The 25255-nt window shown below is 67.5% G+C and carries 21 protein-coding genes; 6 read left to right on the top strand and 15 right to left on the bottom strand.

Annotation, left to right across the window (positions count from 1 at the left end; genetic code table 11):
* Positions 1–7: 7 nt before the first annotated feature.
* Together ACIA49_RS01855 and ACIA49_RS01850 are read right to left on the bottom strand one after the other, a co-directional pair.
* Positions 8–763, bottom strand: a complete 756-nt coding sequence (locus ACIA49_RS01855) for a hypothetical protein (protein ID WP_396375183.1) — start codon at positions 761–763, stop codon at positions 8–10.
* On the bottom strand, positions 760–1095 hold the full coding sequence (locus ACIA49_RS01850; RefSeq protein ID WP_391543052.1) for a PadR family transcriptional regulator: 336 nt from the start codon (positions 1093–1095) through the stop codon (positions 760–762). The genes ACIA49_RS01855 and ACIA49_RS01850 overlap by 4 nt, the downstream gene beginning before the upstream one ends.
* A 131-nt stretch (positions 1096–1226) precedes the next feature.
* On the opposite strand from ACIA49_RS01850, the gene ACIA49_RS01845 reads away from it, so the two are divergent.
* On the top strand, positions 1227–2894 hold the full coding sequence (locus ACIA49_RS01845) for an alpha/beta fold hydrolase (protein ID WP_396375182.1): 1668 nt from the start codon (positions 1227–1229) through the stop codon (positions 2892–2894).
* On the opposite strand, the gene ACIA49_RS01840 is transcribed toward ACIA49_RS01845, so the two are convergent.
* The gene (locus ACIA49_RS01840; protein WP_396375181.1) at positions 2884–6039 is read right to left on the bottom strand and encodes a family 78 glycoside hydrolase catalytic domain; all 3156 of its coding nucleotides are present in this window, start codon (positions 6037–6039) and stop codon (positions 2884–2886) included. The two genes, ACIA49_RS01845 and ACIA49_RS01840, sit on opposite strands and share 11 nt — an antisense overlap.
* Before the next feature lie 100 nt (positions 6040–6139).
* Between ACIA49_RS01840 and ACIA49_RS01835 the strand changes: the two genes are divergently transcribed.
* The gene (locus tag ACIA49_RS01835) at positions 6140–8056 is read left to right on the top strand and encodes a protein-arginine deiminase family protein (protein WP_396375180.1); all 1917 of its coding nucleotides are present in this window, start codon (positions 6140–6142) and stop codon (positions 8054–8056) included.
* Here ACIA49_RS01835 and ACIA49_RS01830 read toward each other — a convergent pair.
* Positions 8025–9041 carry a saccharopine dehydrogenase NADP-binding domain-containing protein gene (locus ACIA49_RS01830; RefSeq protein WP_396375179.1) on the bottom strand — a complete coding sequence of 339 codons (1017 nt, stop codon included), beginning with the start codon at positions 9039–9041 and terminating at the stop codon, positions 8025–8027. The genes ACIA49_RS01835 and ACIA49_RS01830 overlap by 32 nt on opposite strands.
* A gap of 71 nt (positions 9042–9112) precedes the next feature.
* On the opposite strand from ACIA49_RS01830, the gene ACIA49_RS01825 reads away from it, so the two are divergent.
* Positions 9113–10048, top strand: a complete 936-nt coding sequence (locus tag ACIA49_RS01825) for a GlxA family transcriptional regulator (RefSeq protein WP_396375178.1) — start codon at positions 9113–9115, stop codon at positions 10046–10048.
* On the opposite strand, the gene ACIA49_RS01820 is transcribed toward ACIA49_RS01825, so the two are convergent.
* From ACIA49_RS01820 to ACIA49_RS01790, 7 genes are all read right to left on the bottom strand, one after another.
* Positions 10045–11832 (bottom strand): sensor histidine kinase, encoded by a 1788-nt coding sequence (locus ACIA49_RS01820; protein WP_396375177.1) that lies wholly within the window; start codon positions 11830–11832, stop codon positions 10045–10047. The two genes, ACIA49_RS01825 and ACIA49_RS01820, sit on opposite strands and share 4 nt — an antisense overlap.
* Before the next feature lies 1 nt (position 11833).
* The gene (locus ACIA49_RS01815) at positions 11834–12523 is read right to left on the bottom strand and encodes a response regulator (protein WP_396375176.1); all 690 of its coding nucleotides are present in this window, start codon (positions 12521–12523) and stop codon (positions 11834–11836) included.
* Positions 12524–12599: 76 nt separating this feature from the next.
* On the bottom strand, positions 12600–13820 hold the full coding sequence (locus ACIA49_RS01810) for an ABC transporter permease (RefSeq protein WP_396375175.1): 1221 nt from the start codon (positions 13818–13820) through the stop codon (positions 12600–12602).
* Positions 13817–14482 carry an ABC transporter ATP-binding protein gene (locus ACIA49_RS01805; protein WP_396375174.1) on the bottom strand — a complete coding sequence of 222 codons (666 nt, stop codon included), beginning with the start codon at positions 14480–14482 and terminating at the stop codon, positions 13817–13819. The genes ACIA49_RS01810 and ACIA49_RS01805 overlap by 4 nt, the downstream gene beginning before the upstream one ends.
* Positions 14479–15600 carry a peptidoglycan-binding protein gene (locus ACIA49_RS01800; RefSeq protein WP_396375173.1) on the bottom strand — a complete coding sequence of 374 codons (1122 nt, stop codon included), beginning with the start codon at positions 15598–15600 and terminating at the stop codon, positions 14479–14481. Before ACIA49_RS01800 ends, ACIA49_RS01805 begins: the two co-directional genes overlap by 4 nt.
* A complete protein-coding gene (locus tag ACIA49_RS01795) occupies positions 15597–16208 on the bottom strand; it encodes a hypothetical protein (protein WP_396375172.1) in 612 nt (203 codons plus the stop codon). Before ACIA49_RS01795 ends, ACIA49_RS01800 begins: the two co-directional genes overlap by 4 nt.
* Before the next feature lie 68 nt (positions 16209–16276).
* Positions 16277–17182, bottom strand: a complete 906-nt coding sequence (locus ACIA49_RS01790) for an alpha/beta hydrolase family protein (RefSeq protein WP_396375171.1) — start codon at positions 17180–17182, stop codon at positions 16277–16279.
* A gap of 124 nt (positions 17183–17306) precedes the next feature.
* On the opposite strand from ACIA49_RS01790, the gene ACIA49_RS01785 reads away from it, so the two are divergent.
* Positions 17307–17870, top strand: coding sequence for a TetR/AcrR family transcriptional regulator (locus ACIA49_RS01785; protein ID WP_396375170.1), 564 nt, complete (start codon positions 17307–17309; stop codon positions 17868–17870).
* On the opposite strand, the gene ACIA49_RS01780 is transcribed toward ACIA49_RS01785, so the two are convergent.
* Positions 17864–18385 (bottom strand): TetR/AcrR family transcriptional regulator, encoded by a 522-nt coding sequence (locus ACIA49_RS01780; RefSeq protein WP_396376025.1) that lies wholly within the window; start codon positions 18383–18385, stop codon positions 17864–17866. The two genes, ACIA49_RS01785 and ACIA49_RS01780, sit on opposite strands and share 7 nt — an antisense overlap.
* Positions 18386–18506: 121 nt before the next feature.
* Here ACIA49_RS01780 and ACIA49_RS01775 point away from each other — a divergent pair, with 121 nt between their 5' ends.
* Positions 18507–19106, top strand: coding sequence for a DUF2867 domain-containing protein (locus ACIA49_RS01775; RefSeq protein ID WP_396375169.1), 600 nt, complete (start codon positions 18507–18509; stop codon positions 19104–19106).
* 15 nt (positions 19107–19121) lie between these two features.
* Here ACIA49_RS01775 and ACIA49_RS01770 read toward each other — a convergent pair whose 3' ends face one another.
* Genes ACIA49_RS01770 through ACIA49_RS01760 form a run of 3 tightly spaced genes read right to left on the bottom strand, consistent with a single transcriptional unit; the run spans position 19122 to position 23188 of the window.
* Positions 19122–20273: an ROK family protein gene (locus tag ACIA49_RS01770; protein ID WP_396375168.1), complete on the bottom strand. Its 1152-nt coding sequence runs from the start codon at positions 20271–20273 to the stop codon at positions 19122–19124.
* A gap of 43 nt (positions 20274–20316) precedes the next feature.
* Positions 20317–21810, bottom strand: coding sequence for a glycoside hydrolase family 36 protein (locus ACIA49_RS01765; RefSeq protein WP_396375167.1), 1494 nt, complete (start codon positions 21808–21810; stop codon positions 20317–20319).
* A 25-nt stretch (positions 21811–21835) separates the two neighbouring features.
* A complete protein-coding gene (locus ACIA49_RS01760; RefSeq protein WP_396375166.1) occupies positions 21836–23188 on the bottom strand; it encodes an ABC transporter substrate-binding protein in 1353 nt (450 codons plus the stop codon).
* A 119-nt stretch (positions 23189–23307) separates the two neighbouring features.
* On the opposite strand from ACIA49_RS01760, the gene ACIA49_RS01755 reads away from it, so the two are divergent.
* Positions 23308–25254 (top strand): DUF4832 domain-containing protein, encoded by a 1947-nt coding sequence (locus tag ACIA49_RS01755; protein ID WP_396375165.1) that lies wholly within the window; start codon positions 23308–23310, stop codon positions 25252–25254.
* Position 25255 lies beyond the last annotated feature (1 nt).

Raw genomic sequence — 25255 nt, 5'->3', positions numbered from 1 at the left:
GAACGGACTATAGGGAAATCACGGCATAGGCGACGAAGAGTGGAGCGGCCGCGGCCATCGCCGCCAGCGTGCGGAGACCCGAGGGTCGCGCGTAGAAGGTGAGGCCGGTCAGAGCGAGGGCGAGCAGTGGCCAAGCGCCGTAGTCCGTGCTCACGACAAACCCCCGCGTCAGTACCAAGGCCGACGGGAACCACGCGACGGCCGCCATCGCTCCGGCGACCGCCGCTCGCTTCCGTTCACCCCGTCGATCAGGTGGGCAAGCCAGGATCACGACCACGGTCAGTACGGCGGCGATCGCCTCGAACGGACCATCGCCGTACAGGCCCGGGTTGACGGTCCACTGGAGGGCGAAGCCCAGCAGGCCAACGACCGTGAGGAGGACGCCGGCCCGCCAATACTTGAGCAGGGCAACGATTCCGCCGACGCACATGAGTAGCGGGAAGAGGACGTTGAGGCCCAGTGCGAGGTCGACTGTCGTGAGGTGGTTCCAGGTGGATCCTGGCGAGATCGCGACGCCGGCGTACCAGCTCATCAAGCAGATTCCGCCGTACGCCGCGGCAACCGCCAGCGCGAAGGGTGCCGCCAACTCGAAGAACCGCCCACCGGCGGACGCGGAGTCGAGTTTGAGCCGGACGCGCAGGGCGTGGGCGAGTAGGTCCGCGTCGGCGCGCACTCGGGCAGCCCACGGCAAGCCGACCGTCATTTCGCGATGGACGTCGAGGATCTCGGCAGCGGCGCGGTAGCTCGCCGGGTACAACCTCATGTGGCCTGTGCAGTCCCACCGGCCAGGCGCCGGCGCATCTCCCGAGCGGTCGCGGCCAGCCGCTCCGCCTCTGTCTCCAGGCGTTCACGGCCGCTCGGGGTCAAGGCGAAGATGCGGCGCGCGCGGCCGCCGACGACTTCCTCGCGTTCAACGGCGATCAGGTCGTCGGCCAGTAGCCGGTCCAGAGCGCCGTACAGGGCTCCGGTCCTGGGGGCGACCCGGCCGTCCGTGATCGCCTTGACCTCTTGGGCGATCGCGTACCCGTGGCGCGACTCGTTCGCGAGGGCCGTCAGCAACAGCAAGGCCAGTTCCTGCATCCCTCGGTCGGTCATCCGGACAGAATAGTCCGTTCGACGGACGGTTGGTGGTCTTCACAGGATCCCTATCTCTTACTGATCATCGCCTCACCGCTGTGTCACTAGCGTCACTGACTTCTGACGTTCAGTGAACGGAGAGACAACAGATGAGTGGACGACCACGGTTGGCGCGAGTCGTGGGCCTGACTGCCGGGCTGGCGATGGCGGCCGGATCACTGGTGGTGGTGCCGGCGAGCGGAGCAGCTAATGCCGCGCTTGCGGCGTACTACAACCAGAAAGTGGAGTGGGCGGCGTGTGAGGCCGGTACGCCGCCACCAGGCTTTCCGCCGGACGAGTGGGAGAAGGAATGGGCCGGGCTCGACTGCGCGACGATCGTCGTACCGATGAACTACCAGAAGCCTGGTGACGGGAATCTGTCGGTCGCGATCAGTCGGCGCAAGGCGGCCGACCCCGCCCATCGGCAAGGGGTGTTGCTGCTGAACCCGGGCGGTCCCGGCGGCGACGGGCTGGCGATGCCGAACTGGATGAAGGACGAGAAGATCGCGGGGCCGTTCGACCTGATCGGGTTCGATCCCCGGGGGACCGGGCGGTCGACGTCCTTGCAGTGTGAGCTGCCGCCTACCGAGCCGCTCTTCGAGACCAGGCCGACCGACCAGCAGTTCGCCCAGATCGAGGCCGATGCCAAGGCTCAGGAAGAGGGCTGCGCGGCGGCGGACGGCGGGATCCGGAAATACATCAGTACGGCGAACACCGCCAGAGACATGGACATCATTCGCGGCGTGCTGGCCGAGAAGAAGATCAACTTCTTCGGCTACTCCTACGGGACCTATCTCGGCGCCGTCTACGGTTCGCTGTTCCCGGGCCGGCTGAACCGGTCGGTGCTCGACTCGTCGATGCATCCGGACTGGCTGTACTACGAGCAGGCCAAGGAGGTGTCGATGTCCGCGAGGGAGAACTTCGACGCCCTCGCGGAATGGATGGCCCAGCGGGACAGCATTTACCACTTCGGCAAGACGCTCGCCGAGGTGACGGCGTACCTGAACGAGGTCCGGGCGAAGGTGGCCGCGCACCCGGTGGACTGGCCGCTCCCGGGCGGCGGATCGCCGGTCGACGGACCCTTCTTCGACATCATTCTCGGCGGCTCGGGATACCGGCCGATGTGGGATCTCGCAGCGGAGCTGATCGGCCTGATCCGGGATGCGGCGAACGCGCCGGCGGGGAAGCGGGCCTTGAGCAAGGACGCGAGCAAGGCGCTGAAGGTCCTGTACGGAAAGATCAAGGAGACCTACCAGGGCGTCTTCCAGGCGGTTTCTTGCGAGGCGGTCTGGTCGAAGGACCCGAAGGGTTACGAGGAGCAGATGCGGTTGTTCCGCGAGAAGTACCCGTACGGTCCGGGCGCGATGCAGGCGGGTCCGACCAACTGCACCTACGCGAAATGGAAGCCGCAGGAGAAGCTCGTCGACCTGAAGCGCAAGGGCTACCCGGTCGGTCTGGTGATCGGCGCCGAGTTCGACCCGGCGACCCAGTACGACGGTTCGCCGGCGATGGCGGCCAAGCTCGACAACCAGCTGATCTCGGTCAGCGACGAGGGCAGCCACGGGCAGTACGGCTCGAACCCCTGTGCCACGGCCAAGATCAACGACTACCTGATCAAGGGCGTCCTGCCGGGCTCGCGATCGGTCTGCGCCGGGGCACCGCGTCCCGACGTACCGGCCGACGGTACCGCGGCGGCGAAGACCGCGAAGCCGGCCGGTGGGTCACTTGCCGCGCGAGCCGCGGCGATCGAGGCCCTGAAGGGCCCGCTCAACCGATGATGAAGGTCGACGGCCCAGGGGCTGCTTGATAGGTGGCAGTGGTCGTGGTCCTGCTCACGAGTACGGCGTTCGCCGGGGCGGTGACGTGCGCTGTTCGGCTCGGAAGCGGGACCACGACTGTCGGGACGCTGTTGAGCGGCGTACTGATCGTCAAGGTCAGCGCGGAGGTCTTGTGCCAGGACGAACTGATCCGCCCTCGGACGGTGTCGATGGAGGCGGTGACAGAGCTGAGGGCGGCCGGGATCCGCGGTGCGATCGTGACGGTCTTGTACGCCGGTGAGGTGAGCTGGATGCCGGCCAGCACGGTGTAGAGCGAGGTGTTGATCCCCGCGAACATCGCATGGTCGTGGGTGATCATCCCGGCGTCGTACAGCCATTGCTCCCAGCTGGTCGTCGCGCCGTGCTCGATCTGGAAACCGAAACCCGGGTACGACCGTTGCCCGAGGATCTGCATCGCCAGATCGAGCCTGTCGATCGCGGCCAGCGCGTCGACGAGGTAGCGCGTGCCGAAGATGCCGGTGTCGAGGTGGCCCGCATCCTTCGCGGTGATCGTCTCGGCGAGCCTCGCACCGACACCAGCGAGTCGATCGGCCGGGACCAGACCGAGGGCCAGCGGCAGCACGCTCGTGGTCTGCCGCCCGGAGCTGTAGGTGTTGTCGGCGTTGAGGAACCGCTGGTTGAAGGCGGTCTTGATGGCTGCGGCCAACGCCTCGTAGTGAGCGCCGTCGTCATCGTGGCCAAGGACGCGAGCAGCCTTCGCGAGGTCGACGGTCTGCTGGTACCAGAGCGCGGTGTTCACGAGCGAGACCTCGCTGAAGCAGTCGCCGGCGTTCGGGCTGCCCATCCCACCGTTCGCCTCCGGCCCGTGATCGGGCGGGCACCAGTCGCCGAACCCCTGATCACCCGGCCAGACGAGGGTCGGCTGATCGGCGGCGTTCTTGTCGATGAACGCTTTCATCAGCGGGTACGACGCCGCCAGCGTGCCGCGATCGCCGTACTGCTCATAGAGATTCCAGGCCAGTGAGACCTGCCCACCGGCCATGTCCGGGTACTGCGACTTCACGGCGTCGCTGGGCAGCGCGGTCCCTGGCGGCAGGTCGCGCAGGTACTTGGCATAGAAGCGATCCATCCCGAACTCGCGGAGTGCCGCATCGCGGTACGCCTGCACATCCATCGTCGGTGGTGTGCGTTCGTCGCGGACGGGCGTGTCGGTCGGCAGGCTCATCGAGTTGTTGAGGATGCTCCAGCGGTTGTTCTGCCAGATGGTGTTCAGCAGTTCATCGGAGGAGTGGAAGGTGCCCGTCGACGCAACGTCGGCGTGGATCGCGCGCCCTTCCAGGGATTCCGGCCGGAGTCCGGTCACCTCGACGTACCGGAAGCCGTGATAGGTGAAGCGCGGTTCGTAGGTTTCGCGGCCTGAGCCCTTGAGGATGTAGGTGTCGGTCGCGGCCGCCGAGCGGTTGGTACGGGTGTCGAGCAGACCATCGGGTCCGAGCTCCTCGGCGGTGCGGAGGCGAACCGCCGTACCGGCGGATCCGCTGACGTGCAGGCGGGTCCAGCCGGCGATGTTCTGCCCGAGGTCGTAGACGAAAACGCCCGGCTTGGGCTCGGTGAGTTTCACCGGTCGCAGCGTCTTCGCCACGCGAAGGGGCGGAGCTGTGTTCGAAGCGAGGGTGGAGCTGGGTGCCGGTGTCGTACGGACGGGCTGCCAGTCCGCGGCGTCGTAACCGGGGCTGTCCCAGCCCGGGCGCTCGGCGCGCGCGTCGTAGGTCTCGCCGGCATAGATGTCATCGGCAACGATCGGCCCGGACGCCCAGCTCCACGTGGTGTCGGTACGGACAGTCTCCGTGGTGCCGTCGGTGTAGGTGACAGTGATCAGCGCGATCGCCTGCTTCGGCCCGGTCCACCGGAAGCCGTACGGGTTGTACCGGGGCCCGTAGCCGTTGCCGAGCCAGATCCCGACAGTGTTGGCGCCTCGCCGCACGTCTCGGGTGATGTCGTAAGTGTCATACAGGTTGTGTCGCTCGTACGGCGTACTGGCCGGTGTCAGCACGTGGTCGCCGACCTTGGCCCCGTTGAGCCGCAGCTCGTAGAACCCCAGACCGTAGACGGTCGCTCGCGCCCGCTCGATGTGCTTGCCGACGGCAAAGTCTTTCCGCAGCATCGGTGCTTGCGGCTCGCGCGTCATCAGGACCGGATCGCCGGCCGGCTCCAGCCGGCCGTCCACCACCGCGCTCGAGGGGAACTGCGGATCGGGTGCGGTGCCGAAGTCGTCGCGAAACAGCGCCTGCCCGTTCGGGTCGCTGATCGTCAGATTGTCGAAGGCCGCACGCTCCGCGACCCCGCCGGTGGTCGAGGTCCGGAAGCCGATCGTCCCGCGGACGTGCTCGGTCTGTTCCCGCTGATCCACCTGGATGCCGTCGATCAGTGTGGTGATAGTCGATCCGATCGACCGGATCGTGAGGTGGTGCTGCTGGAAGGCGTTCGCGGGGGTGAGCACCGGGGCGAGGTCGATCTCGGCGAGGGTCCGGTAGGAACCATTCACCCGAACATGCGGCCGGAGCAACACCGTGCTGCCGGCCGCGTTGATCTGCCACAGGTAGTGGTTCGCCGCATCGGTCGCCCGGAAGACGACACCGGCGGCGATCGACTTGATGGTGACATCGAGATCGAGGGCGAAGTCCGACCAGTCGTTCGTGTTCCCGGTGTCCGGCGTGATCCACTGCGCGCCCTTCCAGGCAGCGGAGTTCAGCAGACCGGTTTCCCACCAGGCCGGGCTGGCCGTGGTCGATCGGCCGCGGGCATCCCAGACCTGGACGGTCCAGTAGTACCGAGTGGACGAGCGAACCGCAGGACCGCCGTACTGGATGCCGATCGACTCGTCACTGGCCACCCGTCCGGTGTCCCAGACGTCCGATCGGCCACGCTCGGTGCCGACCACGATCCGGTACGCCGTCTGCCGGCCGGTGCCGGTGAGCTGCCAGCTGAACGCCGGGGCTGGGTTGTCGGTGCCCAGCGGATTCACGGTGTTGTCCACCCGCAGTTCGCGGGCCACCAGACTCCCTGGCTGTGCACTCGCGGGCGATGAGCCGACGATCATCATCGCCGTCAGGCTAGCAATCAGCAGCTTCCGGGCGGTCCTCATCCCGCCACGCTAAGTGGGGAGCTGCGCGCATCGCTGCGAAATGACCGAAGCCGGACATGAGGCTGACAATTCTCTGACAAGCGCCGACAACGATGGCTCCATGCTTGCTCGCACACTGTTGCTACTGTCCACCTCCGGTGCGCTGGTGATCGGAGCCCCACTGGCCGCGGCCAATGCCGGTACGGCGTCCCCTCTGCTCCGGACCGATTCGGCGCACGGCCTGTTCCTGGCCAACCTCGACGACGACGCCGGCCGTTGTCGGACCCCCGCGAAGAAGATCGCCGCCGACGCGGTCGACCGCGAGGCCGCCAACGACGAGGCGTTCTACAAGCGCCAAAAAGAGCTTCAGGAGATGCCGGACAAGGAGGAGGCGCAGCGCCTGTACGAGGAGCTGCAGCGCACTCACCAGAAGGAACAGAACCTCGCCGACCGCGAACTCGCGGCCTGCAACGACGCTGCCGACACCGTGGTGAACGGCAGTCAGGACGCACTCGATCTGGCGCGGATCCACACGATCCCTCAGCCAACCGTGCCGAAGTCGGCGGTTGGTTCGTTGCGGATCTCGCAGCCGGATCGAGTGCACCTCTTCATCAAGCGCGGTCCGTGGGAGCTGGTGACACCGGAGACTCGCCTGAGTACCGATGAGCTGCGGCGGGGAGCCGAACTGGGGATCGAGGGCCGCGACATCATCCGCGACACCGCGCAGTGGGACGGCTCGATCGATGTCACACTGACGGTTGCCGGTGGTGGGTCGAGCACGGTGACGATGCACGAGGCGCCGGTGCTGACGCAGTTGAACACGCAGAAGCTCCAGCAGGTCATCACCGAGGAGACCACCGAAGGCGAAGGCAACCAGTGGCGTGATGACGCGGCGGCCGTGATCAAGAAGGCCGGCGCACCTGGTGGCCTACGGCAACTGAATCTCAGTGGGGACCAGTGGGCTCAGGACATCTTCGAGCCGGCCTACACGTCGATCCCTGGTCCGGGCGGTAAGCCGCAGGGGATGAAGCTGCTGATCGGGTCGGCGAACGACGACCGCAGGGTGGCGTCGCGAGTGATCTTCACCGAACTGGCCGGTGCCGATGTCGGCGGGGTACACGTCGAGCACGTGCCGGTGCCGTCCGAGAACAGCAGCTACGACTCGATGGGTAACCTCGAGACGATTCCGGCCACGTCGTCGTACCCGAACGGCCGTGTGGTGATCGGCGGCGACGGCCTCGAGCACACGAAGACCGGTCCGGCGCCCGAGATGGTGACGCTGCTGAAGTCGCAGGGAATGCAGGACCCGATCGCGATGGACACTTCGTGGCTCACGATCGGGCATGTGGACGAGTTCATCCAGTTCGTCCCGGTCCCGGGGAGCCGGCTCGGCTGGAAGGCCGTGGTCGCGGATCCGACCGCAGGGTTGAAGCTTCTCGGTGAGGTGAAGAAGGCCGGCCACGGCGGCGACAAGCTGCACGGCAACCTGCCTCCGCTGGAGTGGCCGTACGACGAGCGCATCGACCAGCGGACGACGAACGAGTTCCTCGCCGACGAGCAATTCGTGGGAACGAACGAGCGGGCGGCTGATCGGATCGCCGCCAACCTCGACGTCCTGCGGCAGAAGGTCGGACTGACCGAGGCCGATCTGGTCCGGGTTCCGGCGCTCTACACCGCGCGCTCGCTCGACTACGGGATGCTCGAGACGTCCATCCGTTCGATGCCGGACGGTCCGGAGAAGGACGCCAAGGTGAAGGAACTGAACGCGATGCGGGACGGCGTCGCGGAGGTGCCCGGCACTGTGAACGGCCTGGTGCTGAACGCGGGTCATTACATCGCGCCGAAACCGTTCGGTCCTGTGCTCGGCGGCAAGGATGTGTTCGCCGACGCGATCTCGAAGGCGTTCCGCACGATCGGGTACCAGGTCACCTATGTGAATGACTTGACCAGCACCCACGTGTCCGAGGGCGAGATCCACTGCGCGACCAACACACTGCGGGACAGCCTCACGAACCGCTGGTGGACGAAGCAATCCTGACCGTGAGGTAGGGCGATAGCTCGTTGAGGAAGTCGGCCGGGTCGAACATCGCCCCGGCCGACGCCACACCCGCCGTACGGGCTTCACCGGCGAGCAGTCGTCGTACGGCGCCGACTGCGAGCGGTGCCGTGATCGCGTAGATGTCCTGGCCGTGGGCGCTCGCCCGCAGGTCGCCATCGGGGGTGCGGACCAGGACGTCCACGATGAACGTCTGGTCGGATCGGCCTTCGTCGTCGACTGCCTTCGGCGCCGGGGTGTCCGGCTGGGCGAGGTCGCCCGCGGCCTCGAGGGTCATGGCGGTTCGGACCTTCGGTACGTCGAGATGGCTGGGGATCGTCACGACATCGGCCATCGTGAACTCCTTGATCACCCGGCGGTTGCCGAGCGGTTCGGGGAACTGCCAGTCCTCCTGGCTCGGCTGGTCGTCGTGGTACTGCAGTTCGCCGTCGGCGAAGCGCACTCGGCGGCCACCGCGACGATCGTGGGAAACCTGACCGGCGGCTCGGGTACCCGGAGTGGGGTGCCAACTGCTCAGCCCGTAGGCGACGATCACCTCGTCGGCGCTGGTCCGGCCGCCGAGCGCGGCAGTGACGAGCAGATCGCCGAGGCCGCCGTAGAACGCCATGGCCGGCACGATCGGGGTCGTCGCGTTCCGATGGGCGGCGAAGGTGTCGACGTTGGCCTCGATCTCCGCGGCCACATCGACGTACGGGATGCCGGCGCGGACGGCGGCTGCGGAGACCGCGGCGCCGGTCAGGGCGAACGGTCCCGCGGCGTTGATGACCGCGTCCGCGCCGATCAGGGCGGCGTCGAGCGCGTGTTCGTCGTCCACGGCGGCGGACCGGGCCTCGAAGTCGGGCCACAGCGCTTTGAGCGCCTCGGCGTCGCGGCCGGAGACCACGGGAGTGAACCCTTGGCGGACCAGTTCCGCCACCACGAAACGACCGGTGTGCCCAGTGGCGCCGTACACGGTGATTGTCTGCATGCACTCGAGTCTGGCGGTCAGGAGAGGTTGGCGGGAGCGTCCGGAACGCCACCATGCGTACACTTTCGGACATGCATACCGTCGCGGTCGCCACGGCTGGACACCTGCTGCATTTCGAGCTGGGCGTCGCCTACGAGATCTTCGGCAACTCGCCGATCGATGCCAAGGACTGGTACGACGTTCGCCTCTGTGGTCCGGGCCCGATCCAGGTCGGGCCGTTCATGGTGGAGCCGGACAGCGGGCTGGACGCATTGGCTGTCGCGGACACGGTCATCGTGCCCGCCTGCGTGGATGTCGACGTACCGCCGCCGGTGGACTTGGTCGACGCCGTGCGAGCCGCGTACGACGCTGGTGCCCGGGTGGCGTCGTTGTGCACTGGCGCCTTCGTGCTGGGGGCTGCCGGGCTGCTCGATGGGCGGCGCGCGACGACGCATTGGGCGCATACCGAACAGTTGAGCAGGGCGTTTCCGGCGGCCGAGGTTGATCCGGACGTGCTCTATACGGACAACGGTCGGGTGCTGACCTCTGCGGGGAAGGCGGCGGCGGTCGACCTCTGCCTGCACTTGGTCCACCTGGATCGCGGTGCAGGGGTGGCCAACGCAGTCGCGCGGCGACTCGTCGTACAGCCGCATCGGGCTGGTGGGCAGGCCCAGTTCGTGTCGAAGCCGGTGCAGCCCGCTGATGAGCACGCCTTGTCACGGCTGCTCGGTTGGGCCGAAGAACGCCTCGACCAACCGCTGACCGTCACCGACCTCGCCCGCGAAGCCAACACCAGCCCCCGCCACCTCGGCCGGCTCTTCCGGGCGGCCACCGGCGAGACGCCACTCCAATGGCTCCTGACCCGTCGCGTCCGCCGGGCCCAAGAGTTGCTCGAAGCAACCAACGAGACCATCGACGCCATCGCGACGGCCACTGGGATGGGTACCCCCACCACTCTCCGCCGCCAGTTCAAACGCACCGTCGGCGTCTCCCCGCAGACCTACCGCCAAACCTTCCGAGCCACCTAAGCAGGGAGGCGGAGCGTGAAGGTGGAGCCTTGGTCGAGGGTGCTCGTGACGGAGCTGGTGCCATGGTGGGCCTCGACGAGCGAGCGGACGATGGGGAGGCCGAGGCCGCTGCCGCCGGTGTGACGGTTGCGGGACTGCTCGGCGCGCCAGAAGCGATCGAACACCTTGGGGAGGTCTTCGGGCGCGATGCCGGCGCCGGTGTCGATGACGTCGATCACGACTTCCGCGCCCTCGCGGCGCGCCTCGATCCGGACGGTACCGCCGGCGGGGGTGAACCGGAGGGCGTTGGCGACCAGGTTGCCGATGGCCTGGCGGAGACGGACCGGGTCGGCGTCGAGCTCGATGTCGCCATCAGTTGCCGAGGACAACGTAATCTCGGCGTGCTCAGCCTGGCTGAGGTAGGTGGCGACGACCTGTTCCAGGAGCAGGCCGAGGTAGACGCGCTCGGGATGGATCCGCAGGTTTCCGGCATCGGCGGTCGCCAGATCGCGCAGGTCGTCGATGATGTGCTGGAGGAGGGCCGCCTCCTCGCTGAGTGAGGCGATGAAGGCCTGATCGGGTTGGGCGACGCCGTCCTCGACGGCCTCGAGCCAGCCACGGATGTTGCTCAGCGGAGTCCGCAGCTCATGCGCGATGTCGCTGACCATTGCCCTGCGCAACGATTCGGTCCTGGCCCGGCTGTCGGCCAGTTCGTTGAACGCCAGCGACAGCTGACCGATCTCGTCCTGACCGCGGACCCTGACCCGGATCTCCTCGTCCCCACCGGTCATCTGCCGCGACGCCTTGGTCAGCGCGCGCAGCGGCTGGACCAACCGGATTCCGCCGAGCACCGCGATCAGCACGGTGACCGCGAGGATCGCCGCGGCGACTCCGGCGATCCGCTTCTGATTGGCCGACGACAGGTCGAACTCGGCCGACGCACTGCTGCTCTGCGTGCTCACGAACAGCAGCGCGGCCGGAGCGACGTACGGCTTGAGCATTTCGCGGCGTGCGTTCAGCAGGCAGGTGTCGACGGCGTCGGGGTCGGGGCGCGGTGGTGCGACCGCCGGCTCGACCGGCCGGAGCTCCTGCACCGGTCCGGTCGGGATGGACCAGGTCAGATCGGCAGCGATCTTGATCGATGCGACCGGTCCGCGCGCGCTCAGACAGGTGTTGACTGCCTTCTGCAGACGCTGGTACGCCGCCAATTGTGGTGGTTCGATCACAGCCAGCCGATCGGCGCTGCACCCGTTGAGAACAATCTCCGGAGCGCCCTCCACGTGCGGTCGTCCGGTCGGTTCGATCACGATCTTGCCCTGACCGATGCGGCCCTGAACACACTTCAGCACGCGTTGCGCGAGTTCGTCGTACGCCGTCCGCTGGGCTGCTGTCAGCGCGAACGGACCGGCCACCCGCGGGTCGATCTGGTCACCGCCGGCCTCCGCCGCGGTCAGCGCGACGTCCACCTGGAGCGGGTAGATGACGGCAGACGGCTTGCGGGTCGGCGGTACCGGCTTGCCGGCGATGGGCTGACGCGTGCGGGTGCTGAGACTGATCTGCCGCTGGGTCACCTCGGAGAGCTGGGCCAGCAGTTTGTCGACACCTGACCACGTGCGGTGCGTCGCGGCGTACTCGAGCAGGGTGTTGTAGATCTTCGCGTCGTCGGCGAGCGCTTGGCCTTGCTGCTCCTGGATCGCGACCGTCGTGCTGCGCGCGGCCAGCCAGGCCGTTGCCGCGATCGAGCAGAGCGCGATCAGGACGGCGCCGGCCAGGAGCCGGACCAGGATGCTGCGCCGCGCGGCCATCTCAGCCGTCGGTCAGCTTGTAGCCGACCCCGTAGACGGTGAGCAGCCGGACCGGGCGGCGCGGGTCCGGCTCGATCTTCTTGCGCAGGTTCAGCACGTGGGTGTCGATCGTCCGCGTGGTGATGTACTGGTCGATCCCGTGCATGTTCTCCAGCAACTGGGCTCGGCTGAACACCCGGTGCGGTCGCGCGGCCATCGTCGCGATCAGCCGGAACTCGCCCGGCGTACAGGAGATTTGGGTGCCGTCGGCAAACAGTTCGTGACGGTCGAGGTCGACGGCGACCTCACCGACGCGCAGCAGCGTGCTGGGCTCGGCGGCCGCCGGCACCCTGGTACGGCGGAGCAGCGTGCGCACCCGAGCCGCCAGCTCCCGCGGGCTGAACGGCTTGGTCATGTAGTCGTCCGCACCGAGATCGAGGCCGAGCAGCATGTCGTCCTCCTCGGTCCGCGCGGTCAGCATCAGCACCGGGAGGTCCGACTCGCGCCGCAGGATCCGGCAGACGTCCAGCCCGTCGACACCCGGCAGCATCACGTCCAGGATGAGCAGATCGGGCTGCCGCCGTCGGACCTCCTCCAGTGCGGACCGGCCGTCGTTCACGACGATCACGGTGTGGTTCTCCCGCTCGAGATACCGCCGTACCAGCTCGGCCTGCTTCTCGTCGTCCTCGGCAAGCACGACCTGCGCACACATGTCATCGACTATAGGACGCATCGCCCTCGGCCCAGGTGATGCTGGTCGTGCCCGGACAACTTCCTGACAATTGCCATCAGTCCGACGCGAGGGCTTCTGTTGGCGTGAGCAACGATGCGCGGACTGCTGGGTAGACCCCGGCCAGTACGCCGACCGTGATCGACGCGGCCAGCCCGGTGAGCAGGGCCGACGCTGGGATGACGACGGGCCACCCCTGTGAATCGGCGTACCCGATCACGCCGACCACGCCCATTACTGCGCCCATGAGGCCGCCGATCGCGCACAGGACGACGGACTCGGTCAGGAACTGGCCGCGGATCTGCCGGCGGTTGGCGCCGAGTGCGCGGCGCAGTCCGATCTCGCGACGGCGTTCGAGGACGGAGATGACCATCGTGTTCGCGACCCCGATGCCACCGACGAGAAGGGCGACACCCGCTAGGCCGAGGAACAGCGTTGAGAACGCGTTCTGGGTGATGCGTTGTGCCGCCAGAGCCTCCGACGGTCTGCTGATTTGAACGAGGCCGGGTTGTTCCGGGCTCAGGGTGCGGCCGAGTACGGCGCGAACGTCCTCGACCGCGGTGTCGGTCGACCGGACGTACACCACGGACGGCCGCCCGTCGAAGCCCAGGTCGGTCTTGGCCGCGTCCCAGCCGACCAGCACCGACTGCTCGATATCCGGCGCGAGCGGTGAGTTCGCCAGGACGCCGATCACCGTGAACCACGTGTCGTTGAGCAGGATCCGGGGGAGCGGTTGCCCGGTAGGAAGGCTCGTGATCCCCAACCAGGTAGCGGCTTTCGCGCCGAGCACGACCGTCGGGAACTTGTCGGTCGCCGGCGAGAGGAACTTCCCGGAATACATTGTGCCGCCGATCAGACCGAGCAGGTTCGGCGTCCCGGCCAGCACCGTGATCCCGCTGCTGTTGGTCGTCGCATCGATCTTGTCCGACCGCCGTACGCTCGCGTGAACGTTGGCCACCCCGCTGACGTCTTGCACCGGACCGATCCGTTCCGCCATCCCGACGGATGCCACCGGCAGTCCGGCCGGCGCACCGGTCTTGTCCGTCGCATCCGGTACGGCGGCAGCCCGGAGCAGGTCGGGTCCCAGCGTCGACAACTCGTCGAGCACCGCCTGCTGGCTGGAGGCCGGGATCCCGGTCACGACGATCATCGTCGCGATCCCGATCGAGATCCCGAGCGCGGAAAGGGCCGCGCGCAACGGTTTCGTGCGGACGCGGGTGAGACCCAGGAGCAGGAGGTCGGAAAGCGCTAGTCGCACGGGCTGGGTGAGCCTCGTCATGCGTTCACCAGCTGACCGTCGCGCATCTCGAGCTGGCGCGGGAGTTGCGCCGCGATGTCCCGGTCATGCGTGATGACGGCGATCGTCGTACCGGCTGCGTGGAGTTGGGTCAGCAGGTCCAGGACGGCGAGACCGTTGGCGGTATCGAGGGCACCGGTCGGTTCATCAGCCAGTACGACGGCTGGGCTGTTGACCAGGGCTCGCGCGATCGCGACTCGTTGGCGTTCACCGCCGGAGAGCTGGTGCGGGCGGTGGTCGGCTCGGTGCGAGAGACCGACCTTGGCGAGTGCTTCCAGCGCGAGCGGCTTCCGGGCGCGCCTCGGCGTACCGGCGTACAGGAGTCCGGTCGCCACGTTCTCGGTGGCGGTGTGGCCGTCGGACAGGTGGAACTGCTGGAACACAAACCCGATCGAGCGTCCGCGGAGTGCGGACAGTTCGCGATCGGAGAGACTCGCGACATCGTGGCCGCTGATCGTCACCGTGCCCGCGGTCGGCTGGTCGAGCGTTCCCATCAGGTTGAGCAGCGTCGACTTGCCGGAACCGGACGGGCCGACGATCGCGACCAGTTCGCCCTGATCGATGGTGAGCGAGACGTCATCCAGCGCGCGGATGCCGCCGGGGTACTCCTTCACCGCATGCGTGAGCTCGACGACCGCGGTCACGAGGTGGTCACCACCTTCAGGCCTGCTTGCAGTCCGGTGCCGGTGATCTCGACGTTGCCGTCGGCAAACATCCCGGTCTGGACGCCGACGAGCGAGGTCGTCGTACCGTTCACCACCTGGACGGCGTACCCGCCTTCTCTCAGCGCGAGCAGCGCAGCCACTGGTACGACGAGGACACCCTTCCGGGTGGGACCAGGAACCGTGACCTGGACCGGGCCGGTGTCGACGCCTTTACTCGCGGACTGCTGGTCGAGCGTGATCGTGGCGGTCAGCTGGGGCTTCTTGTCGCCATCAGCCGGATTGTCGCCGTCGGGCGGCGGCGTGGCATCCGTGCCGACGATGCGGATCGTGCCGGTGGTGTCCTTGCCGTTCGGAAGGGCGAGCTTCACTCTCGCACCGGCCTTGATTCCGGCGGCGTCGTCGGCGTCGAACGGCAGCGTGACGACCTTGTCGGTCGCCGTGACACCGAGCAGGTCGGTGGCCGCCGGATCACCGAGGGCCGCCTTCAGCGAATCGACCCGTACGGCGCCGGGCAGCACCACGACCGTGGTCGGATCGATCACGCCGGTCGGCTCCAGGTCGAGAGACTTCTGCCACTCCTTGATCGCCTTGGTGGTGGCGGGGGTGAGCTTGTCGGTGGTCGTCTTCGAGAGGAAGCCGAGTGCGGTCAGGTTCTCTTTGACGACGCGAATGTCCGGCCCGGTCAGTGGTTTGTCATTGGCCGGAGGCTTGGCCGGCGGCGGCGTGGCAGGTGGCGTGGCAGGCTTTCCGATCGTGCGGAAGAGCGGGGTGGACCCGTAGAACAAGGTGACCGGCTTGTTGTCCACCCGATACAGCACGTCGCCCCGGGTCATCGCTGTGTTTGCCTTTGGCAACCACGTGATCGTGCCGGTGGCATGACTCTTGACGGTCGAGCTGCCGCCGTACCCGAGCTGCCCCGACACCTCCTTGGCCTGGGACAGATCGGTCCGGATGATCTCCACTGTCTGCGCCGGGTCGGGACCGTTCGCCGCGACCGCCTTCTCCGGCCGTTCGACGTACCGGAAGCCGGCCAGCCCGCCGCCGACCACGACAGCCAGCACCACCACAGCCGTCACCACGCGTCGCCGAGAGCTCACTTGCCGGCCACCTCGCGCTGGCACTCCGGCATCAGATCCATGCCCTTGGTGATGGACTGCATGTCGTTGTTCTTCCCGCCGAGCGCCGGGCCGACGATGCCGGACGACGTGTCCGTGGACAGCTCGACGTACTTGACGCCCTTGTCCTTCAAGCACTGCACGACCTTGCGACCGAAGTCCAGCGCGTCCGGGTTGTTGGCGTCGATCTCCCAAGCAGGCAACGGCAATTTCGGCTCACAGACCTTGCCGGCCGTCTTCGCCTTCTTCGGATCCGTCGTCGGCCCGCTCCCCAGCACGCCCGCCTCCTTGCGCTGCGCCAAGGCGTCGATCCCGTTGTCCTTCAGGCATTGCAGGTACGGCGCGTACATCCGCTTCCGGTCGGCCTCGGTCATGTCGATCCGCTCCCGCGGCCGACCGGCGTCCGGATCCTTCGGTGTCGCCTTCGTGCTGCTCTTCCCCGGTGGTGGCGTGGTCAGCGAAGCAATCTCAGGCGCCTTGCCGGCGTCCTGCCCCTGCGCCTCGGTATCGCCCTTCGAGGCAGAGCATCCCGCGGCCAACACCACCACCAGCACCATCGGTGCCCACCGCAACAGTCTCCTGGTCGTCATACCGGCCACGATGCCGACCGAATGTCAGGGAATTGTCGGCTCCCGGTGCCGATCCTGTCTGCCTTGGTTCAGCCGACCTTCACTAGGTCGGACAGGGCGGTGGTTGCTTCCTGCCAGGCGGGGTCGGTGGGGTCGAACTGGGTGTGGAGGTAGGCGGCGGTGAGGCGGGCGATGGCGGCGACTCGCTCGGGGTTCTCGTCGGTGGTTTCGGCGGCGTCGTAGCCCTGGATGCCGCCGAGGAGGTGTTCGGCGCCGAAGACGGTGAGGAGGGTCTTGGGAGCGGGGGCCAGGTGGTAGGGGTCGGCGTGCCAGTCGGGGCCGAAGTCGGTGAAGTGCTGGGAGTCGTCCTTGTCGCCGGCAACGATCAGGGCCGGGGTCGTCATCGTGCTGAAGTCGATCGTGCGGGCGAAGTCGATGGCGTCGGCCATCGGGCCGTTCAGAACGTCACCGCGGCCGGGGGCGGCGAAGACGATGCCCTGCTTGATGCGGGGCTCCAAGAGGTCGGCGATCTCGCCGGTCTCCGGGTCGGTGATGCGGGCGCCGAGGAGCTGGGTGGCGGTGAAGCCGCCGAGGGAGTGGCCGGCGACGGCGACCTGGTCGCGGTTCACCCGGCCGGCAAGCTGCGGTACGGCGTTCTCGATGAGGTCGAACTGGTCGAGGATCTGCGACATGTCCTCGGCGCGCGACCGCCAGAAGTACGGCGCTCCGGGGGCGTCGGCGACCTGGTTGGTCAGCGTTCGCGAACTGAGGTGGGTCGGCTGGACGACGACGAAACCGCGGGCGGCCCAGTCGTTGGCGATCGGGGCGTAGCCGTTCAGCGAGGAGAGGTTGTTCGCGTGGCCGTGGCCGTGCGACAGCAGGATGATCGGCAGCTTGGTGCCGGTGGCCGGTGCGGAGACGCGGACCTGCAGATCGACCGGCCGTCCGGGGACGGACAGGATCACCGGGCTGTACGAGATGACGGGAGTGCTCATCGGATTCCTTTCGGATGAACTACAGTGTTAACCGGGACATTGTTCCACTTACGAAGATACGGAACATCGTTCCGCTTATCAAGTGGGACGATGTTCCGCTTCATCGCGCGAAGGGAGTTGGGTGATGGGAGCCGGACGGACCAAGCGGTCCGATGCGCTGCGAAACGAGCAGAAGTTGCTGTCGGCGGCCGCCGAGGTGTTCCTGGTCTCCGGTGTCGATGCGCCGATCCGGGAGATCGCGGCCCAGGCCGGCGTGGGAACCGGCACGATCTACCGCAACTTCCCGACCCGGGCGGATCTGGTCGTCGCCGTCTACCGCCACCAGGTCGAGGCCTGCGCCGAGGCTGGTCCGCGCCTGTTGGCCGACCTCGATTCACCGTTCGAGGCCTTGCGTCAGTGGGTCGACCTCTTCGTCGACTTCCTGGTCACGAAGCACGGCCTCGCCCACGCGATGCAGTCGGACAGCAGCGGCTTCGAAGCGCTGCATGCCTACTTCCTCGAGCGCCTGGTCCCGGTCTGCGCAGACCTGCTGGCCGCTGCGACCAAGGCCAAGGAGATCGATTCCGACATCGAAGCCTTCGAGCTGATGCGCGGTGTCGGCAACCTCTGTATCGGTCGCGAAGGCGACCCCGCCTACGACCCGCGCCGCCTCGTCGAACTGCTACTGCGCGGCCTGCGCAATCACTGAGGTGGGCGGAGGAGGTGTTCGCCGGCGAGGTTGACCGCTTCCCTGCGGGTGCGGCCGGGGTGGTCGAAGGCGATGAAGTGGCGGCCGATCGCGAGGGTGTAGGCGAGGATGCTGCGCGCCTCGACCTCGTCGGGATCGGTGATGAAGGCGCCGAACATCGCCCGTAGGAAGTCCATGCGCTCGGTGTCGATCCGGCGCAGCCGTGCCGCGACCGCCTCGTCGTGGCGGGCCCAGGCCCGGACCGCCAGGTCGATCGGGTAGATCTCCTCGGAGAACGTCAGCTCGCCGGCGCGGCGGATCCGCATCGCGGCGTCGCCACCCTCGGCCTCGACGTGCTCCAGCACGGCCTGGGTGCAGCGGCGCTCCCACTCGTCGAGCATCTCGCTGAGCAGTGCGGCCCGGCCGTCGAAGTACCCGTAGAAACCGCCCTTGGTGACACCGAGCTCGGCGGCCAGGGACTCGATCCGGACGGCATCGGGTCCGCCACGGGCCAAGGCGGTCAGACCGGCTTCGATCCAGCGGGCTCGCGGGGTCCTGGCGACGGCGGGAATCGGTGCTCCTCCATTGCTGCGGTGGGATTTATACGTTAGCGTACAAATCAAATGTACGGTGACGTATAAATGAGAGGCGGGGGTCATGGCGCGACTCGATCCGGGCGTTCATGCCGAGACGGACTGGCGCATTCACGAGCTGGCGCGGGACTTCGTCGTCGAGGACCTGTGGTCCTTCCGTACGCCGGGGGCCGGGCCCGGCGACTTCCCGGTCATGCTCGCCGCCATCCGGGCGGCCGGTGGGATGGACAATCAGCCCTGGCTGGCGAGATTCCTGTTCGCGTTCCGCTGGAAGCTCGGGGCGGTCCTCGGCTGGGACAAGCCGTCGGCGGGGCTCGGGAGCCGGATCCCCGCACTGCGCGATCGCCTGCCGAGTGACCTCCCGATCCCTGAACCCAGGCCGGGCGACGAGCAGTTGCCGATCAAGTTCATCTACGAGCTCGAACGGGAGGCGGCCGGCGAGATCGCGAACAAGACCGTGCACGGCGTCATGCATCTGGGCTGGGCGCAGCGCGATGACGGTGATTTCGAACTGCGGATGGCGGTGCTGGTCAAGCCCAACGGCGCGTTCGGCCGCTGCTACATGGCCGCGATCGCCCCCTTCCGCTACCTCGTCATCTACCCCGCGATGACCCGCCGCTGGGAACAGGCCTGGCTCGACCGCGAACAACTGCTCGCCCGGTAGCGGCCAGGTGGCGTACTACCTGGTGAGCGGGGCGGGCATGCCGTTGGTGAAAAGCTCGGCGTCGAGCTTGTCGAGGGCTACCCGGAGGGCGCCGAGGGCGACGCTGTCGGCGCCCAGGCTGGAGGCGCGGATCTCGGGGACGCGCAGGCAGAGGCGGCCGAGTTCGCGAGCGAGCGGGTCCAGGATCAGGTCGGCGGAGCGAGAGAAGCCACCACCCAGTACGACGACCTGCGGGTCGAGTGTGAGCACGAGGGCCGCCGTACCGACGGCCAGGTCCTTCACGTAGCGGCGGATCGCCGTACTGGCGTCGCGGTTTCCTGAGCGGGCCTGGGTGAAGACCCAGGCGGCGCGGTCGTCGGGGTGGATGTCGGCGGGAACGCCGGGGCAGTTCTCGAGGTGCCCGGGTGCGGCCTCCCAGCGGACGGCCTTGAGGGCGCCGATCTCGCCGGCGGCTCCGCCGTGGCCGCGGCGGAGGGTGCCGTCGAGGATCAGGCCGGCGCCGGTGCGGATACCGGCCAGGACGTAGACGATGTCGTCGGCGTCCTGGGCGGCACCTTGCCAGCGTTCGGCGACGGCGGCGAGTTTGCAGTCGTTCTCGACCAGGATCGGGCAGCTGAAGCGGGCGGCGAGATGTTCGGCCGGGGAGACGCTGGCCCAGCCGGGGAGGGGAGTGAAGAGCGTGGTACGGCCGGTCGAGTCGACTGGACCGGTGACGCCGACAGTGACAGCCCAGATCTGATTGGGCCGCATCTTGGCGGCCTTGAGGCACTGGGTGATCGCGGTGTCGACGGCCTCGAGGCGGGCGGCCGGGTCGGCGCTGGGCTCGACCGGCAGCCGGTGGCTGTGGATGACGCGGCCCTCGAGGTCGGAGAGCAGCACGAGGATCTTGTGGCCGCCGACATCGACCCCGAGCACGTGGCCGGCGTCGGCGTTGAAGCAGTAACGCCGCGCGGGACGGCCGACCGTACTGCCGTCGGGCTCGACGACCTTCACCCAGCCGTCGGTGACCAGCCCGCGGACGACCACATCGGTACCGGGCCGGGACATCCCGACCCGGTCGGCGAGCTCGGTGACGGTGGCGGGCGGCTGCCCGCGCATCGCGCGAACGACGCTGACCGAGTTGAGCTCGCGCAGCTTACTGACGTCGGCTCCGGCCGGGATGGTCACTCGGGCTCCCCACTTACGCTGCAGTTCAGCGTAAGTCTAGCCGTCAGGAGATCGGATACTGCTGACCCCGATGCAGGGCGGCGCTGAAGTCGACCTCGCGCCCACCGACCCTGAATCGGTACCGGCCCTCCTGCACCACCGAAGGCCGTTCCGACAGATAGGCGGTCAGCCGCTCCAGCTCCTCCGGGGTCAGCCAGGACGGCGGATCGGAGACGGCCTTGAACCCACAGATCGCTGCGAGGTCTTGCAGCCAGCCCATCTGCGTCTCGGTCAGGAGGTTCAGCCGACTGCGGAAGTAGGCAACGTCAGGATCGACTTCCAGCAGGGGTGACTGCCACAGCCGGTGGAGCGTGTTCACCACCGCGTTGTAGGCCATCGCGTCGGACGGATCCTCGCTGGCGTAGTTCGTCCACAACGGCGCCACGTCGGGCCCGCTGCGAAGCCCGTCCACCAGACCGAGCGACGGCAGCAACAGCCCGCCGCTGCCCAGCAGGTAGACGTCAGGCCCGGCCGCCTGCCGAATGAGGGCCAATGCGTCCCGGTAGGCCTGCTCCCGAGGCGCACCAGTACGACGTACGCCGGGCGCGGCGCCGGCGTTGATGAAATCGAGCTTGAGGTACGTGAACCCCCACTCGTGAACAGCCCGGTGGATCACCGCGGACAGGTGTTCCTGAACGCCAGGGTGAGTGAGGTCCAGAGCCCAGTAACCGGTTCCCCAGTTGTTCCCGGCAACGACCGGTTGCCCAGCGGCATCACGCAGGACGTAGTCGGGATGCTGTCGCGCGATCGTCGACGTCGGCAGCACGATGAACGGCGCGATCCACAGCCCGGCGCTCATCCCCGCAGCCGTGATGCGCTCGGTCAGTGCACGCAGGCCGCTCGGGAACTTCTCGTTGGGCTCCCAGTCCCCGACACCCACCTGCCATCCGTCATCGACCTGTACGACGTCGAACGGCAGCTCGGCCAGTTCCGCGATGTCCTTGGTGAGCACCTCTTCGGTGATGCCCTCGTAGTACGCGTACCAGGTGCACCACACGTTGCCGGCTCGCCGGTTGCTGCTGCCGAGGTGCGCCGCCAGCTGTTCGGCGTACCGGCTGAACACCTCCCGTTCGGGGCCATAGGCAACGAACCAGGGTGCGCCGTCGACCTCGCACCACGCGGCCAAGGTGTCGTGATCCGCGCTGAGTCGAGGTGTCCCGAGGCCGAGTGAACCGAGCAGCAGGACCTGACCGTCGGGGCCCTGGAGCGCCGCCACCGCCGAGGAGTGATGCCGCGACGGGTCGTCCCAGATCGTGTCGTCGGCGGTGAGGCGTCGTTCTGGACTGGCGATACGTAACGGCGTTTCACTCAGTCGCCGCCAGCCGCAAGGGCTCCAGGAGTTCTGGCCGTGCCGGTAGAACAGGGCATCGCCGAGACCATGCAGCACCGCCACCCGGCCCGGCGGCAGGATCAGGCCGCCGGGTACGGGGGAGGGCGGTTCCGGGCCGGTCAGTTCCACCGCGAAGGTACGGCCGGCCAGGTCGACGAGCAGAGGCATGGATCTCCTTCGAGCAGCAGCGGGTTCAGCGGAACAGGTCGTTGACTTGCTGGTTGGCCTTCTTCAAGGCCGCCTCGGGTTCGGCCTGCCCCTGGACGACAGCCTGCATCGTGTCCTGCACGATCTGGCTGATCTCGGTGCCGTGATCGGTGATCGGCAGCAGGAAGGTGCCGTCCGGGCTCTTGGTGTAGTCGACGTACACCTGCACGTCGCGCCCCTTGGCCTTGTGTGCGGCGAGCGCCGCCGACGTGCCCGACTTGATGGCCGGGAAGACCACAGCGTTCGCACCGACCACGTTCTGGCAGTCCGCGGAACCGAGGTACTTCACCCACTTCCACGCGGCGTCCTTGTTCGGCGTCCCCGCCCAGACCGCGTCTGACAGCCCGTTGATCGCACTCTTGCGGACGCCGGTCGGTCCGACCGGGAGCGGCGCGAGCGCGAACTTCTGCTTGGCGCTGTCACCGAGATACGTGTTGATCGTCCACGAGCCTGCGATCGTCAGCGCGGCGCGGCCGGAGTTCATCACGGCGTCGATGCCGAGGGTGGACTGCTTGTCGAACCGCGGCGCATAACCCTTGTCCACCAGCGACTTGTACCAGCCGATCGTCTCGATCAGCTTGGGGTCGTCGTACTTGTACTGCGTGCCCCACGGGTTCTTGTCCACGTACGTGAAGCCGTTCGCGGCCGCGAGCTCGCCCCAGCCGTTCTGTCCCTGTGAGCCGTCGTTCCACTCCGGCTGGTAGCCGTAGACCTTTACCTTGGTCTTGTCGAACGCCGGATCAAGCCCGTTGCGACCGGCCGCGTCGATCGTCAGCCGGGCGATCGTCTTCTCGAAGGTGCCGCCATCACCGGGGTTCCACGTCAGCGCGGCCAGGTCGGCCGGCTTGATGCCCTGCTTGCCGAGCATCGCGCTGTTGTAGACGATCGCCTCGGTGTCCCAGTCCTTCGGCAGGCCGTAGCGCTTGCCGTCCTTGACCCAGACATCCGCCAGTCCGTTCTGGTACTGACCGAGGTCCACCTTGTCGGCGTCGACGTACGGCTGCAGGTCGAGGATCTGCTGGCTCGACACGAACTGCGGGTAGTACGACGCCTGGTTGGTCCAGACATCCGGCGCGTCACCAGCGGCCAGTTGGGTGGTCAGGTTCTGCCAGTACTGCGCCCACGCGGTCTGGGTGATCTTCACGGTGATGTCCGGGTTCGCCGTGTGGAACGCATCCGCACAGGCCTGGTACGACGCCTGCTGGTTGTCGTCCCAGAGCCAGTACTGCAGGGTCACCGGCCCGTCCGCCGCCGCGTCGTCGCCCGAGCTGCACGCGGTGAGCGCAGTCGCCGCCAGGAGCCCGCCCAGGAGGGCCGAGCCCACCTGCCTTCTCGTCATCATCCGGGTGCCTCTTCCTTCGTGCCCACTGACCTCTTGCCAACCGAGCTGTCTCGACTAATGATGTGCCGCATCGAAAGTTTGTCAAGGGCAGATCGTAATCCACCTGGAGGACCTCGATGACATCTCTCTGGACGCGGACCGGCCGCGTCGCGCTCGCCCTGGTGATCGGAGCGACGCTGACAGCCGCTCCGGCCGCCGCCGCGCCGCAAGGCCCGCCGCCCCGGCCGGCCGCGCCCGCCGTACCGGACCCGTCCCTGACCGCCCATCCACTGACCGCGGCGCCTGGCCCGGTGGACAACCCGCTGAAGGGGTTCGCCCGGTTCTTCTCGCCCGGCAGCAACCAGAACACCGGCTACCCACATTCGCTGACCTGGTCGTACTTCGGTCTGTCCGAGGTGATGACGAACGCCACGAACTGCGGTAGCTACGACTGGTCGCTGGTCGACCAGGCGCTCAACGAGAGTGCGACGTACGGGAATCAGACCGCGATGCGGTTCTATCTGGAGTACCCGGGCGGCTCCGGCACCCACCCCGGCAACGCGATCCCGCACTGCTTCGACGGTCATGTCACCTACCGCAACAATGCGTACTGGAACACGACCAGCCCCGACTACGACAGCGCCTATCTGCTGACCGCGGTGAAGAACTTCATCGCCGCGTTCGGCGCCCGGTACGACGGTGACCCGCGGATCGGCTTCATCCACACGGGCATCGTCGGGTTGTGGGGCGAGTGGCACACCTGGCCGTACGACACCGACACGAGCAGCGACAGCTACCCGAACTACATGCCGACCGATGCCCACGGCAAGGAAATCCTGCAGGCGTACGACGATGCGTTCAACACCACCAAACTCGAGGTGCGCTACCCGGGATCCGGTGGATCGGCAGCCAACAGCCTGAACATCGGCTACCACGACGACTCGTTCTGCTTCCGTGAGGGCAGTCCGCTGGCCGGCGTCACTCTGCCGGTCTCGATGGGCGGCGCCGGCTACTCACAACTGCAGCACGCGCTCGACCAAGGCGTGGAGAACAAGTGGATCACCAACTCGATGGGTGGTGAGGTGCGCCCGGAGATCCAGCCGCAGGCGTTCGCGAACTGGCCCGGTGGGTCGGGCGCGGTCGACAACATGAAGGCCTGTATCGAACTGGAACACGCCACCTGGAAGATGAACGAACAGAGCGCGGGCTACAGCCCGACCGATCCGAACGTCGCTGCCGCGGTCCGGCTGATGGGCTACAACCTCGGGGTCACGAACGCCTACTACAAGAACTCCGTGTCGGGGACCGCGAAGATCGGCGTACAGATCAGCAACGACGGTGTCGCGCCGTTCTACTACCCGTGGAAGGTGACGCTCGGCCTGAAGAACAGCGCCGGAACCGTCGTCAAGTCCTGGGACACTCCGTGGGACCTGCGCACCGTGATGCCGCGCACGATCCGGGCGTTCCCGGATTGGGGAGTCGGCGCGGATCCGACGTACCGGGACTTCGGTTACGCGCAGTACTTCGAGAACACGGTCGACCTCACCGGTGTTGCCAACAGCAACTACCAGTTGGTGCTGCGGGTCAAGAACCCGTTGGAGACCGTCAACGCGAACGCCAAGAAGCTGCGCTTCGCCAACGCCTCCCAGAACGCCGACGGCTGGCTCGGTCTCGGTGCGATCACCGTCGGCGCGGGTGCGCCCTCTGCGACGGTGGAGGCTGAGAGTTCGGCCAACACGCTGACCGGTGGAGCCGTCACGGCGACGTGCTCGGGCTGCTCGGGTGGTTCGAAGGTCGGATACGTCGGCAACGGGGCGACGCTCGTCTTCAACAACGTCGGCACCGGCACCGCCGGCAACCACACGCTGACGCTGTCGTACCTGTCCGCCGAGACGCGCTCCGCCACAGTCAAGGTCAACGCGGGTACGGCGACCAGCTACAGCTTCACACCCACCGCTGACTGGAACACCGTCGGCACCCGCACGATCACCGTCCCGCTCAACGCGAGCAACAACACGATCACCATCGCCAATCCCAGCGGCTGGGCCCCTGATATCGACAAGATCGCCGTCACGCTGAACTAGC

This window comes from Kribbella sp. NPDC051587 (genome assembly GCF_044453945.1).
Taxonomy (GTDB): domain Bacteria; phylum Actinomycetota; class Actinomycetes; order Propionibacteriales; family Kribbellaceae; genus Kribbella.
The sequence above is the reverse complement of the archived record's forward strand: the minus strand, read 5'-3'. Positions and strand labels throughout refer to the sequence as shown.

Coding starts and splice junctions, on each gene's coding strand:
- ACIA49_RS01855 (WP_396375183.1), bottom strand. CDS start 763: ATGAGGTTGTACCCGGCGAGCTACCGCGCCGCTGCCGAGATCCTCGAC.
- ACIA49_RS01850 (WP_391543052.1), bottom strand. CDS start 1,095: ATGACCGACCGAGGGATGCAGGAACTGGCCTTGCTGTTGCTGACGGCC.
- ACIA49_RS01845 (WP_396375182.1), top strand. CDS start 1,227: ATGAGTGGACGACCACGGTTGGCGCGAGTCGTGGGCCTGACTGCCGGG.
- ACIA49_RS01840 (WP_396375181.1), bottom strand. CDS start 6,039: ATGAGGACCGCCCGGAAGCTGCTGATTGCTAGCCTGACGGCGATGATG.
- ACIA49_RS01835 (WP_396375180.1), top strand. CDS start 6,140: ATGCTTGCTCGCACACTGTTGCTACTGTCCACCTCCGGTGCGCTGGTG.
- ACIA49_RS01830 (WP_396375179.1), bottom strand. CDS start 9,041: ATGCAGACAATCACCGTGTACGGCGCCACTGGGCACACCGGTCGTTTC.
- ACIA49_RS01825 (WP_396375178.1), top strand. CDS start 9,113: ATGCATACCGTCGCGGTCGCCACGGCTGGACACCTGCTGCATTTCGAG.
- ACIA49_RS01820 (WP_396375177.1), bottom strand. CDS start 11,832: ATGGCCGCGCGGCGCAGCATCCTGGTCCGGCTCCTGGCCGGCGCCGTC.
- ACIA49_RS01815 (WP_396375176.1), bottom strand. CDS start 12,523: ATGTGTGCGCAGGTCGTGCTTGCCGAGGACGACGAGAAGCAGGCCGAG.
- ACIA49_RS01810 (WP_396375175.1), bottom strand. CDS start 13,820: ATGACGAGGCTCACCCAGCCCGTGCGACTAGCGCTTTCCGACCTCCTG.
- ACIA49_RS01795 (WP_396375172.1), bottom strand. CDS start 16,208: ATGACGACCAGGAGACTGTTGCGGTGGGCACCGATGGTGCTGGTGGTG.
- ACIA49_RS01790 (WP_396375171.1), bottom strand. CDS start 17,182: ATGAGCACTCCCGTCATCTCGTACAGCCCGGTGATCCTGTCCGTCCCC.
- ACIA49_RS01785 (WP_396375170.1), top strand. CDS start 17,307: ATGGGAGCCGGACGGACCAAGCGGTCCGATGCGCTGCGAAACGAGCAG.
- ACIA49_RS01775 (WP_396375169.1), top strand. CDS start 18,507: ATGGCGCGACTCGATCCGGGCGTTCATGCCGAGACGGACTGGCGCATT.
- ACIA49_RS01765 (WP_396375167.1), bottom strand. CDS start 21,810: ATGCCTCTGCTCGTCGACCTGGCCGGCCGTACCTTCGCGGTGGAACTG.
- ACIA49_RS01760 (WP_396375166.1), bottom strand. CDS start 23,188: ATGACGAGAAGGCAGGTGGGCTCGGCCCTCCTGGGCGGGCTCCTGGCG.
- ACIA49_RS01755 (WP_396375165.1), top strand. CDS start 23,308: ATGACATCTCTCTGGACGCGGACCGGCCGCGTCGCGCTCGCCCTGGTG.